The organism is Bacillus sp. FSL K6-2819, from assembly GCF_038008305.1.
GTDB classification, from domain to species: Bacteria; Bacillota; Bacilli; order Bacillales; family Bacillaceae; genus Bacillus; species Bacillus amyloliquefaciens.
In genome coordinates this window covers 3,203,491-3,215,739 of sequence record NZ_JBBOYV010000001.1, presented here as the reverse complement: position 1 = coordinate 3,215,739, position 12,249 = coordinate 3,203,491, and the positions used below count along the sequence as shown (strand labels likewise).

Genomic DNA, 12,249 nt, shown 5'->3' with positions numbered 1-12,249 from the left:
AGGGAGACTGCCGCGATGAACTCATTATCGGCGGAACAGCTTACTGTCGGTTATGGTGACCGTCTGATAGCGAAAGAATTGGATATCGCCATACCGAAAGGGAAAATTACAACGCTGATCGGTCCAAACGGCTGCGGAAAATCGACGGTTCTTAAGACGATGTCAAGAATCATGAAACCGAAATCCGGCGCCGTCTATTTAAACGGACAGGCGATCATGAAAAAATCAACGAAGGACATCGCCAAGGAAATGGCAATCCTTCCGCAGACGCCTGAAGCGCCGAGCGGGCTGACTGTATACGAACTTGTTTCTTACGGCAGATTTCCGCATCAGTCCGGAATGGGCCGCTTGAGTGATAAAGATCGTGACATGGTCAAATGGGCGCTTGAAGAGACGGGGATGGCCGAATTTTACGACCGGCCGATCGAAGCGCTTTCCGGCGGGCAGCGGCAGCGTGTGTGGATCGCAATGGCGCTCGCTCAAGAAACGGAGCTGCTGCTTCTTGATGAACCGACTACTTACTTAGATCTTGCCCATCAGCTGGAAATTCTGCAGCTGCTGGACAAATTAAACAAAGAGCAGGGACGAACCATTTTAATGGTCATTCATGATCTGAACCATGCCGCCCGTTTTTCCCATTATATGATCGCGCTGAAAAAAGGACGCGTCATCAAGGAAGGGACGGCGGAGGAAGTCATGACGCCCGGCATATTGGAAGACGTGTTTCAGATTGACGCACAGATCGTAAAAGACCCGCGCACGAACAAACCCGTCTGCTTAACCTACGATTTAATCCAGCATGAAAACGCCTCGGTATGACGGTAAAAACGCAGAGCCATTTCGGCCTGCGTTTTTTTATTGCGCCTGAGTTTGTTTCTGCACGGAGACGCATTTATCCAACACGAAAAAAACCCCAGCCACAATCAGCTCCTCGGTCGTTGACAGCCAAATCTTTTCAATCAGTTTATCCGTCGTATACGCGGTCATCCAAAGAAACAGCAGCTGAACGGTGCTGGCTAAAAGAAGAAAAGGCAGCCTGCCCGTCCTGAAAAAGGTAAAACTATGTACCATCAGCCGCTCAAGCGGTTCAAAACATAACCCGAGAAGAATAAAAAGCACAGAAAAAAGCAGGACGTACGCCATCGATCCGTAGCTCGTCCCGGCTAATGAAAATACGGTCATCATCACGATGAAATACCCGAATAATACAGCGGCCGCTGCCAGGGCATACGTGAGCACCCGGAAAAAAAACAATTTCGGCCCGTTTTGATTGATCATCTGCTCAGCTCCTTTTCACATAGAGGAGACTTGCAGAGATGAACTCTGCAAGTCAATGTGTGTCTTCAGCATTTCTTTTTGACGACTGGATGTTTCTCTTTCGAAAGAATGTCGGTAAAGTCTTTGCCCAGTTCAAGATGCTGCTGGACGAATTTCTCAGGAAGCATGGCGAGCCATTGGTTCAGAGACACATCGGCATAATGGTCATCTTTGAAGATTTCCAAGAAGACGAGCGGCTCATCTCCCAGGTTCTCCACATAGTGGCCCATTGCGAACGGAACGTAACCGACATCCCCGGCCTGATAGTTAAATGTTCTCGCATGGCCGTCCGAAGCAAAAACCGTCATCCGGCCTTTCCCGGAAATATAATACTGCCATTCATGCGTATTCGGATGCCAGTGCAGCTCTCTCATTGCGCCCGGTTCGACCACGACAAGCGCTGAAGCGATCGTTTTGGACACTTTGAAGTTTGTGGAATCCGCGATATATACTTTGCCGCCGTCCGTCTCAGCAGTCGGGCCTTCATCCAGCAGACGGTAAGTGAACGGGTAAGGCACTTCGCCGTTCGGCCCTTCCACAATGTCATCTTTCAGCTTTCCGGGAACAGGCTCTTCAAAGATATATTTTTCTTTCCGCGGCAGGCCGGCAAGGTCTTTTTCTGAAACCCCGAAGTTGTTGGCGATGACATCAAGCGGCGTGTGGGCAAGCCAGTCAGTCACTTGGAATGTGCTGTTTTCTGAGAATGAGCCGTCATCAAAGACTAAGAGGAATTCACAGCCTTCTTTCAGCGCCTGAATGGAGTGCGGCAGACCTGACGGGAAGTACCACAGATCTCCTTCCTTCACGTCATCGATAAAACTGCGCCCCTGCTCATCGACAATCGTGATCCGCGCTTTGCCCGTCAGCATATAAGCCCATTCCGCTTCTTTATGCCAGTGCAGCTCACGGATGGCGCCCGGTTTTAAACGCATGTTGACAGATGCGAGATTTTTAGAAATCGGCAGCTCGCGAACGGTCACCTCACGCGCGTATCCGCCCTTTTCCAGCCGGTTGTGCACATCTGAGAAAGAGAATTTCATATTATCCACTGTGCCGTGATCCGTTTCCGGCGGCACCAGCATATCCGGATTTTGGCGGTCTCTTTCAAGGTTGCGCGGAATCGTGACGGTCGCCCCTTTATCTCCTCTGATCGGCTGCGGGATATTGCAGTTGTTTTCTTTTGACATGTAAATCGTCTCCTCTCAAGCTTTGTTTTTTTCAGAAAGAGAATGTGAAAGGCCTTTCGTTTTCCCTTCTGCTTTGTTAAGTGATGCGTTCCGATGAAAAGTCAACTTCGTTTGAAAATTAATTTTTCATCTTCTGGTCTTTCAGTTCCGTCATCAGCTCGATCAGGGCGTCAAATTTCTTCTCAAACCGGGTGAGAAGGTACATGGCAATCAGAGCCGGAAAGCCGAGATTGCCGATCTGTCTGACTGCTTCTTCTATAAAAACCTGATCCATTATCAGCCACCTCCTGACTTGACCTGCAGTCATGTATATAAGTGAAAGAAAGAGCGGCTCTTGTAAACCTGATATCCGGGCTGAGAGTCTTTTTTTGTTCCGGAAAAACCGGGACATAAGGAGTGTAAAACCTTAGTCGGAAAGGAGTAGTTTACTTTTTTTTGCTTTCTTTCATTTAATTTAAATAGGAGGCGGTTTTATGGACTATCAAGTTCTTTTACGGTCAAAATGCAAGGAAATCATGAAACATCCGATCGTCAAACATTTTTTAAGTGACCCCAAGCATTACGAGAAATTTAAAAATGTGCTGGAACATTCAGACGAGAAAGATGCAAAATCACTGGACGAACATTTTAAGCAGTTTTATAAGGAAATCCGGATCATCAAATATATGAACTCTATGATCCGGATTTTCTCCATCGACTTTGACAAGCGCATCCGCAAAAATCAGAAGCGCTATCCGCTGACGGTTGATCAGCCGGAAGGAGGTGAAACGCTTCCCTATGAAATGGGAAAAGACGCGTATGAAGAGTTTCTGCGGCAGCAGGGAGATTTGAGCCAGCATGTCCAAAACCGGGATTTATATGAAGCGCTTCAGACATTAACCGATAAACAAAAAAGTGTGCTGACGAATATTTACCTTCACGGAGCGACGATGAAGGAGATTGCCGAGTCGCTGGGGGAATCCCGGCAGAACATTTCCAATATTCATAAAAAAGGGCTCGGCAATCTGAGAAAGCAGCTGGACAAGCAAAAAAAGGGGGAAAATAAGCAGTGAACGGGCCATTTGATTTCAACAAAGAGAAAACAGATATCGACGAAATGGAACTCTTGATATCACGTTTTTCGCCAATGATAAAAAAAAAACTGAGCAATACGTCTTACCAGGAAAGAGAAGATTTGGAACAAGAATTAAAGATTAAAATAGTTGAAAAAGCGGACATGCTGTTATGCCAGGAAGTGCCTGGATTTTGGGAATTTATTCTACATCTTATAAATGAAAACTCCTGACAAAAGGGCGGGATGACTGATATACCGCTCTGCCCACCGCGAGAAAAACGAGAGAAGATATCCGGTCTCGTTTTTCTTTTCTGTCTCCCCGCAAGACCTCCGCACTAAAAAAGTACCAAATCTTAACCATATAATGATATGATGAAAAAAACAAAGAGAAAGGAACGTCCAAGGTGGAAAATGCGTCAATTTTAATTGTAGACGATGAGAAGGCGATCGTTGATATGGTCAAACGCGTTCTCGTCAAAGAAGGCTATCACAACATTAAGACAGCCGGCAGCGCCGAGGAAGCGATTGAATTTGTTAAACATGAAACCGCGGATCTGCTCGTGCTGGATGTGATGATGGAAGGCATGTCCGGTTTTGAAGCATGCACCGAAATCCGGAACTATACCGATGCTCCGATCTTTTTTCTGACTGCCCGGTCTTCTGATGCGGATAAGCTGTCAGGATTTGCATTGGGAGCTGATGATTATATAACAAAGCCGTTTAATCCGCTCGAATTGGCGGCGCGGATCAGGGCGACGTTAAAAAGAACCTATAAGCGCGAAGAGAAAACGGCGGTGAAGACGTATTCATACAGCCATTTTTCCTATTCGCCGCAAAACGCCGAGCTGATTGTCGGGGGCGAGCCCGTCAGCTGCTCCGCACAGCTTTTGCAATTGCTGCAATATTTCTGCGAACACCCTGATGTGGTGCTCTCAAAAGACCAGATCTATGAAAAAGTGTGGGGATATCCGTCTTACGGCGACAACAACACCGTCATGGTGCACATCCGCAAGCTCAGAGAAAAGATTGAAAAAGACCCAAGCGATCCGTCCTATATTGTAACGGTGCGCGGCCTCGGCTATCGGTTTATTCCCGATCAAGGAGAAAAAGGAACCCGCCCATGAGAATGCGCGGAAAATTTCTGCTCCACTTTTTCGGGCAGCTGCTGCTTGTCATCCTGCTGATCTCTGTTTTGGCCGTCGCTTCTTTTTTCTATTTGGATTGGCGTTTCAGCGAAGCGGAAGCCAATGCGGGACTGACGAAAGCGACGGCTGACTCGTTTGAAGCGTGGCTTGATAAAAATGAAGACGGCACATGGGATGTCGATGAATTTTTAAAGATGTCAGTCAGAAAGCAGAAGGGCTGGCTGCAGATCATTAATGACAATGAAAAAACGGACTACGCGTACAGAGTGCCGAAAGACGTCCCGAGCCATTACAGCAGAAAAGATCTCTTATCCATTTATCAGTACCGGAATTTTGACAACTACAAGCTGAACTACTGGACGGTCACGATTAATAATGAGACCTATTTGATTCTGTTCGGCTGGAAATCCGCCAGCGAGCAGCTTCTCACTTACATCGAATCACAGGAGCCGTCCCTCGCTTCCCTTTCTCAATATAAAAAAAGCACGGTTGATTATATTAAACGGGAAAAAGGGGCGGTCTATCTTCTCGAGGACAGCGGCAGACTGCTCGGAGATATCAACAGCACCAAAAAAGAGCGGAACACCGTCAATGAGCTTGAATTGCTGAAATACAATTCCAAGCCGTGGAATTATAAGAGGGAAATTTCTTTTAAAAGACTCGATAAAACGAAATGGATGGTCGCGTCGGTGCCGAACCCCGTGTACATCCCCGATCATGAGTTTAATAAGTCATTTTTGAGAAATGTGATGAAAACCCTCTTTTTGCTGATCGGAATCTTGGTATTAATGATCTGTATTCTGACAATCTGGTACTCTTTCCGTTTCGGATGGCCGCTTTTTCATACCATCAAATGGCTTGTCAATTTATCAAAGGGCCGGCTTGAAGAGCCGAAGAACCGCAAAGGACAGCCGGTCAGCAAAAACAAAAAAGGCAAAACAAAGCAGCCGTTCCGCTTTTTCGCCGAGATTTTCGAATCGATGGACCAGCTGACCGATACGCTGAAGCGGGATAAGAAAAACAGAGAAAAAATCCAGGCGACTAGGGAAGAATGGATCGCCGGACTCAGCCATGATTTAAAAACACCGCTGAGCACGATTTACGGCTACAGCATGATGCTTGAATCGAAGCAATACGACTGGACCCCGGAGGAAGTCAAAGAAATGGGGCAGATCGTCCGGGAAAAATCAGAATATATGTCGAAGCTGATTGAGGACTTAAACTTGACATACCGGCTGAAAAACGCCGCCCTCCCGATTGAACGGCGGCTGATCAACGTCGTTCCGTTTATCAGAAACGTCACGAACGATTTCACGAAAAACACGTTCTCGGAAGGCTATGACATCGCCTTTGAAACCAAAAAGGAAGACATTCTTTTCGCCATTGATGAAGCATGGTTCCGCCGTATTCTGGAGAATCTGCTGGCAAACGCCGTAAAGCATAATAAGAAAGGGACCGCCATTCGGGTCGTGCTCGAGGAATCAGCCGAACAGCTGATTCTGAAGGTGAAAGATAACGGAAGAGGAATGGACGAAGAAACGATTCACCAGCTGTTTAACCGTTATTACCGGGGAACGAATACGAAGGGGCCGTCAGAAGGAACGGGGCTCGGACTCGCCATTGCCAAGGAACTGGTGCATCTTCATAACGGAACCATTCATGTCAACAGCAGAATCAGCGCCGGAACGGTTATTACGATTCTTTTTAAAAAAGATTGAGTTTGGACGCCGCTTTGTCGGGAATAACAATAGGAGACTGACAAGCAAAAGAGGTGTTCACACATGGAAGCAGCATTACGAGCAGATACGAGAGCGGTGATCGGAGAAGGCCCCTTATGGGATAAGGACAAGGAATGCCTGTACTGGGTGGATATACTGGGCAGCCAGCTCCATATCTTTACTCCGGCTGACGGAATCAACCGTTCCGTTAAATTCAAATCATTCGTAACGGCTCTGGCTTTGTATTCAAAGGAAGAGCTGGTGATGACGATGAAAGACGGTTTTTACCTGTACAATCTGCAGGAAGATACGTTGACGAAGATGAAGCAGCCGAAAGACATGCGGGAAGATATCCGTTTCAATGACGCCAAGTGCGACCCGTCCGGAAGATTATGGGCGGGAACGACGAGCATGGAAGGCAAAGAAGAGGAGGCTTCGCTGTACCGTCTGAATACGGACGGCAGCCTTGCCAAAATAAAAGACCAGGTCTCTACTTCGAACGGTCTGGATTGGGATCGAGACCGAAACCTGATGTATTATATCGATACTCCGACGCAGGAAATCGTCCGTTATTCATACGATCCGGAAACCGGAGCCGTATCAGATCCGAAAACGGTTTACCGATTTCCGAAGTCGCAAGGATCTCCCGACGGAATGACCATTGACCGGGACGGAATGCTGTGGGTGGCTCTGTTCGGAGGCGGCCGTGCCGTCCGGATTGACCCGTTTTCGCATAAGGAAATCGCATCTATTGAAGTTCCCGCAAAATACGTCACCTGCTGCGCGTTCGGAGGCAAAGAGCTTAACACATTATACATTACGACCGCGACGGAAAAATTGACGGAAGCCGAAAGACTTGAGCAGCCGCATGCGGGCGGCCTGTTTTCCGCAGAGCTTGAGACGGGCGGCTGGGAGCCGGTTCCGTTTGCAGGCATGATATAAAAAAAGCCCTGGCATATATGGGAGTTCCCATTGTGCCGGGCTTTTTTTGGTTAAATGGAGCGGATGATGCCGCCTTCAACCCGCTGTGCGATGCCGTTAATGGCAGATGCCGCATCTGAAGCGAGAAATACAATCGTATTGGCGACTTCTTCCGGCGTTGCGTAGCGCTGAATCAAGGACGTCGGTTCATTCACTTTAAAATAATCCCGGACGAAGCTGTCCGTATCTTCTCCGGCAGCCTTAGCGGCTCCTTCCATGTAAGAAGCGACGCCTTCGGTCCATGTCGGTCCGGGCAGCACGGAGTTTACCGTGACATTTGTGCCTTTCGTCATTTCCGCCATTCCCCGAGACAAGCTGATTAACGCCGTTTTCGTCATTGAATACGGAATCATTTGCGCAAGCGGTTTGACACCGGCTTCACTAGAGATGTTCAGAATCCGACCGCTGTTTCTTTCGAGCATTTGCGGCAGAAAACGCCGGCACAGGCGCACGGCGCTCATGACATTCACTTCAAAATACCGGGTCCATTCATCATCAGTCACCTCAGCGAAGTCTTTTACTTCAAAAAATCCGAGGTTATTGACGAGAATATCGACTTCTCCGATTCCGCCGGCGCGCTTCATCAGGTCATCCGCTTCATCCTGACGCGATAAATCAGCGGCGATGCCGTGAACCGTTCCGTAAGCGGAAAGCTCCTCAACCGTCCGTTCCACGGTTTCTTTTTTTCTTCCGTTTACAATCACCTCGGCGCCTTCGGCTAAAAAGCTTTTTGCCGCGGCTTTTCCGATGCCTGAAGTTGATCCTGTAATCAAAATGAGCTTTCGTTCAAGCTGTAATTCCATGATGATCCTCCTCTTAACATGATTGTGTAACAGTATACATGATGGGTTTTAGTGTTTACGAACAATTTGCTTTAATGAAAAAAAGGCCGGATATACAAGCCTGACAGACTTATAGTATAATTACTGCGAAAAAAGGATACGAATGTCAAAGAGACAATCGTTTACCATAACCAGGGGGAGTTAAAAGAATGAAGAAAATCACTGCCGTCTGGGCGGCGCTCTTTGTCACCGCCTTTATGGTCGCCGGCTGTTCCGGCGCACAAGAAGAAGGAAGCGCGGCAAAACAAAAAGCCGTCTCAGCCGAAGCATTTCCGGTAACCATTAAGGATGCCGCAAACGAAAAAGTAACCATAAAGCAGGCGCCGGAAAAAATCGTTTCCCTCATGCCGAGCAATACGGAAATTACATACGCGCTGGGGCTCGGAGATAAGGTCGCAGGCGTCACGACAAATGATACATATCCGAAAGAAGCGGTAAAAAAACCGAAAGTCGGAGATATGAATGTGAACGCTGAGAAAGTCATCGCGCTGAAGCCGGATCTCGTGCTTGCCCACGCGTCCTCTATGTCCGCTTCCGCCGATGCGATGAAGCAATTAAAAGATGCGGGCATCACCGTATTAACGGTCAATGACGCTCAATCGTTCCAAGAAGTGTACAAATCAATCAGCATGATCGGAAAAGCGGCCGGCAAAGAAAAGCAGGCGGACAAGCTGATCAAATCGATGAAATCCGACCTTTCCGCCATAGAAAAGAAAGCGGCGGCCATTTCTGAAAAAGATGAAAAGAAAGTATTCGTCGAAGTTTCTCCTGACGGATACACGACGGGAAAAGGCACGTTTATGAACGAAATGCTTGAAGATATACATGCGAAAAACGCCGCCGGCAGCCAGACCGGCTGGGTGCAGCTGACGGATGAAGCGATTGTCAAAATGAATCCGGATGTCATCATTACGACAGACGGCGTAAAGGCCGCTGAAGTGGAAAAACGCGCCGGCTGGGGTGCCGTCAATGCGGTCAAACACCACAACGTCTATTCTGTTGATCCTGACCTTGTCACACGCTCTGGCCCGCGTCTGGTAAAAGGGGTCGAGAAGCTTGCAGAAAGCGTTTATCCTGAAACGTTTAAAAAGTAACCGCCCGCTGGCCTACACGATCAGCCTGCTGTTTTTAGCCGTTTGTACGGCACTCGGCATTTCAATCGGCAGTCTGCATATCCCTTTATCCGACGTTTTTTTGATCGGGATCGGCCGGACCTCCTCTGTTGATCCCATGAATGTAAATATTATGATGAATATCCGTCTGCCGAGAGTCGTTCTGGCAGCCCTTGTCGGTGCCGCGTTATCCATTGCGGGAGCGGCGTTTCAGGGGCTTCTGAAAAATCCGCTCGCCGACCCTTATACACTCGGGGTATCTTCAGGAGCCTCGGCGGGAGCCGTTATCACTTTGTTTTTCGGCATTCAGATTCCCGTCATCGGCCGGTTCACACTTCCGGTCGTCAGCATTGCCGCAGCCATTGCGGTCATGGCGGCGGTTCTTTTTTTCAGCCGCCTCGTTCATGCGTCCATGTCGGTTTCGACGCTCATTTTGACAGGCATCATCATGAATTCTTTTCTCGGAGCCCTCATTTCGCTTGTGATCGCTTTAACGGGAAATGATCTGCTCCCGATTGTCCGCTGGCTGTTAGGCAGTGTGTCAATGAGGGGCTGGGGCTATGTCGCGCTGTTTCTGCCTTTTTTTCTGGCCGGGACGGCGCTTCTGCTTATCAACGGCAGAGAATTAAACATTATGACCTATGGAGAAGAAAAGGCAAGGCTTTTAGGCGTCAGTACGGGAAAGAGAAAACTGCTGATGATTACCGCCGGATCTCTGCTGACGGGAGGAGCGGTTGCCGTATCGGGGACGATCGGGTTTGTCGGCCTTGTCATTCCTCATGTGACGCGGCTTTTATGGGGAACGGATCATCGCCATTTACTGCCGCTGTCAGCACTGACGGGCGCCGGTTTTCTCATTTTGGCGGATTTGTTTTCCCGCACCGTTATTGAACCTGTCGAATTGCCGATCGGCATTATGACGGCATTGGCGGGAGCGCCTGTATTTGCCTTGATTCTGCTTCGTCAGCACCATGGAGGGAAACGCTTATGATCAGGGTGAGCAGCCTGTCCGGCGGGTACGGAGGGCGGATGATTGTAGAGGATGTCAGCTTTACCGCCGAAAAGGGTGAATTTGTCGGCATACTCGGTCCGAACGGCTCAGGAAAAACAACACTGATGAAACTGCTGACGGGGGTGCTCCCTCCCTCAAAAGGCGAGGTGCTCGCAGCAGGCAAGCCCATCGGCAGATACAAGCCGCGGGAGCTTGCGAAAATCATGGCCGTTTTGCCGCAGCATACGGAACAAGCCTTTACATTTACCGTCAAAGAAACGGTGTCCTTCGGCAGATATCCGTTTCAAAAAGGACTCTTCAGACAGACGGACCAAAACGACGAAGACATTATCCGGGAAGCGATGGAAATGGCGGGCATCGCCCGATATGCGCAGCAATCCGTCCGCAATCTGAGCGGCGGAGAAAGGCAGCGCGTCTATTTGGCGCAGGCGCTGGCTCAGCAGCCCGAGGTGCTTTGTCTGGATGAGCCGACGACATTTCTTGATCTCAAATATCAAAAAGACCTGCTCGATACGGTAAAGCGGCTGACGAGAGAAAGGGGTCTTACGGTCATCAGTATTTTTCACGACCTCAACGCCGCGGGACAATACTGTGATCAGCTCCTGATGATGAAGGACGGACGCGCTTTTTCGAAGCAGCCGCCGGAGCAGGCTTTGAAACAAGAGACGATTGAAGATATTTACGGCATCACCGTCAGCGCTGTTGACCAACAAGCGTCGCCGAAACCGCTGATCGCCTTCAAGCCGGAAGTGCGGGAAGAAAGAGAATCCGTCACCGTTCCGTTCGCCTCTCTGATAAACAAAAGCGGAAATACCGTAACGCTTCATACAGACCGGCCGTTTAGAATGTTGTCAACCGCATCTGACGGATCTGGTTTTTCATGGAGCCGCCGGCTTTCCGGCTCAGCGGCCGCTGGTTTGGTCTGCCGGACGTTTGATTCGGTTACGATTGCCGTGACGGCGCGGCACACCGTTTGGGCACTCGTCAGCGGACGTTTATCTGAACAGGGATTTGTACGGCTCTTAACGGCAGCGGCAGAAGCGAGAATGCAGGCTCTTTCCGGAATGCAGGCAAATGGTGATATTGTCATCGCCGCTTTGCAGACGGGAGAGGCAGTGGACGCCCGTCATGCGGAAAAAGCCGTCAGAAGCGGGATCGCGGCATGTGTAAAAGCGGAGGAAGAAGGAGGAATAGATCGATGAAGCTCTATACGAAAACCGGCGATAAAGGACAGACAAGCCTGATCGGCGGCAGAACGGATAAAGACAGTCTGCGGGTTGAGAGCTACGGGACGATTGATGAGCTGAACAGTTTTATCGGGCTTGCGCTTGCGGAGCTTGCTGATTGTGAGAATTGCGGTGATCTGAAAGCCGAACTCCGAAACATTCAGCACGAGCTGTTTGACTGCGGCGGCGATTTGGCGACTGTCACTGAGCATAAGAACTATAAATTGAGAGAGAAATCTATTTCCGTATTGGAAGACTGCATAGACCGTTATACGGCTGAAGCGCCCCCGCTTGAGAAATTTATTCTTCCGGGCGGGCATAAGGCGGCTGCTCAGCTTCACATCGCGCGGACCGTCACAAGACGGGCGGAGCGTCTCACCGTGAAACTGGGCAAAACAGAAGAGATAAACGATACGGTGCTGCGTTACTTGAACCGCCTGTCTGATTATTTTTTTGCGGCGGCAAGAGCAATCAACACAAGACAAGGCGTTAAGGATATAGAGTATGAGAGAAGCGCCGCAGTATTCCGTGAGGATGAATAACGTTTCATTCAGCCGGCGGCAGCATGCCGGCTGTTTTTTTGTGGAGATACCCATCATTTGAACCCTTATTGCCAGTAGGAAAATGTATCTTATGCATTATTGACTGAAAAATT

14 protein-coding genes are annotated in these 12,249 nt (G+C 49.0%); 10 read left to right on the top strand and 4 right to left on the bottom strand.

Features of this window, described 5'->3' with window-relative positions:
- The first annotated feature begins 15 nt into the window (after positions 1-15).
- Entirely contained in the window at positions 16-819 is an 804-nt protein-coding gene (locus MHH91_RS16865; RefSeq protein ID WP_013353581.1) for an ABC transporter ATP-binding protein, read from the top strand.
- 36 nt (positions 820-855) lie between these two features.
- On the opposite strand, the gene MHH91_RS16860 is transcribed toward MHH91_RS16865, so the two are convergent.
- From MHH91_RS16860 to MHH91_RS16850, 3 genes are all read right to left on the bottom strand, one after another.
- Positions 856-1,278 carry a YrvL family regulatory protein gene (locus MHH91_RS16860; RefSeq protein WP_013353580.1) on the bottom strand — a complete coding sequence of 141 codons (423 nt, stop codon included), beginning with the start codon at positions 1,276-1,278 and terminating at the stop codon, positions 856-858.
- Positions 1,279-1,343: 65 nt separating this feature from the next.
- On the bottom strand, positions 1,344-2,504 hold the full coding sequence (locus tag MHH91_RS16855) for an oxalate decarboxylase family bicupin (RefSeq protein WP_013353579.1): 1,161 nt from the start codon (positions 2,502-2,504) through the stop codon (positions 1,344-1,346).
- Between the two features lie 118 nt (positions 2,505-2,622).
- Complete coding sequence (locus MHH91_RS16850) at positions 2,623-2,778, bottom strand: YvrJ family protein (RefSeq protein ID WP_012118419.1); 156 nt, start codon at positions 2,776-2,778, stop codon at positions 2,623-2,625.
- A gap of 241 nt (positions 2,779-3,019) precedes the next feature.
- Here MHH91_RS16850 and MHH91_RS16845 point away from each other — a divergent pair, with 241 nt between their 5' ends.
- From MHH91_RS16845 to MHH91_RS16825, 5 genes are all read left to right on the top strand, one after another.
- Positions 3,020-3,556 carry a sigma-70 family RNA polymerase sigma factor gene (locus MHH91_RS16845; protein WP_088030697.1) on the top strand — a complete coding sequence of 179 codons (537 nt, stop codon included), beginning with the start codon at positions 3,020-3,022 and terminating at the stop codon, positions 3,554-3,556.
- Positions 3,553-3,789, top strand: a complete 237-nt coding sequence (gene rsoA / locus MHH91_RS16840) for a sigma-O factor regulator RsoA (RefSeq protein WP_013353577.1) — start codon at positions 3,553-3,555, stop codon at positions 3,787-3,789. Before MHH91_RS16845 ends, rsoA begins: the two co-directional genes overlap by 4 nt.
- A 173-nt stretch (positions 3,790-3,962) precedes the next feature.
- Entirely contained in the window at positions 3,963-4,682 is a 720-nt protein-coding gene (locus MHH91_RS16835; RefSeq protein WP_013353576.1) for a response regulator transcription factor, read from the top strand.
- A complete protein-coding gene (locus MHH91_RS16830) occupies positions 4,679-6,421 on the top strand; it encodes a HAMP domain-containing sensor histidine kinase (RefSeq protein WP_013353575.1) in 1,743 nt (580 codons plus the stop codon). The genes MHH91_RS16835 and MHH91_RS16830 overlap by 4 nt, the downstream gene beginning before the upstream one ends.
- Before the next feature lie 63 nt (positions 6,422-6,484).
- Entirely contained in the window at positions 6,485-7,363 is an 879-nt protein-coding gene (locus MHH91_RS16825) for an SMP-30/gluconolactonase/LRE family protein (protein ID WP_013353574.1), read from the top strand.
- A 50-nt stretch (positions 7,364-7,413) separates the two neighbouring features.
- On the opposite strand, the gene MHH91_RS16820 is transcribed toward MHH91_RS16825, so the two are convergent.
- Positions 7,414-8,205 (bottom strand): SDR family NAD(P)-dependent oxidoreductase, encoded by a 792-nt coding sequence (locus MHH91_RS16820; protein ID WP_013353573.1) that lies wholly within the window; start codon positions 8,203-8,205, stop codon positions 7,414-7,416.
- A gap of 188 nt (positions 8,206-8,393) precedes the next feature.
- Here MHH91_RS16820 and MHH91_RS16815 point away from each other — a divergent pair, with 188 nt between their 5' ends.
- The 4 genes from MHH91_RS16815 to MHH91_RS16800 are packed head-to-tail and all read left to right on the top strand — an operon-like array spanning position 8,394 to position 12,136.
- Entirely contained in the window at positions 8,394-9,338 is a 945-nt protein-coding gene (locus tag MHH91_RS16815; RefSeq protein ID WP_013353572.1) for an ABC transporter substrate-binding protein, read from the top strand.
- Positions 9,301-10,347, top strand: coding sequence for a FecCD family ABC transporter permease (locus MHH91_RS16810; protein ID WP_013353571.1), 1,047 nt, complete (start codon positions 9,301-9,303; stop codon positions 10,345-10,347). Before MHH91_RS16815 ends, MHH91_RS16810 begins: the two co-directional genes overlap by 38 nt.
- Complete coding sequence (locus MHH91_RS16805; protein WP_014471001.1) at positions 10,344-11,570, top strand: ABC transporter ATP-binding protein; 1,227 nt, start codon at positions 10,344-10,346, stop codon at positions 11,568-11,570. The genes MHH91_RS16810 and MHH91_RS16805 overlap by 4 nt, the downstream gene beginning before the upstream one ends.
- A complete protein-coding gene (locus MHH91_RS16800; protein ID WP_014471000.1) occupies positions 11,567-12,136 on the top strand; it encodes a cob(I)yrinic acid a,c-diamide adenosyltransferase in 570 nt (189 codons plus the stop codon). Before MHH91_RS16805 ends, MHH91_RS16800 begins: the two co-directional genes overlap by 4 nt.
- Positions 12,137-12,249: the final 113 nt, after the last annotated feature.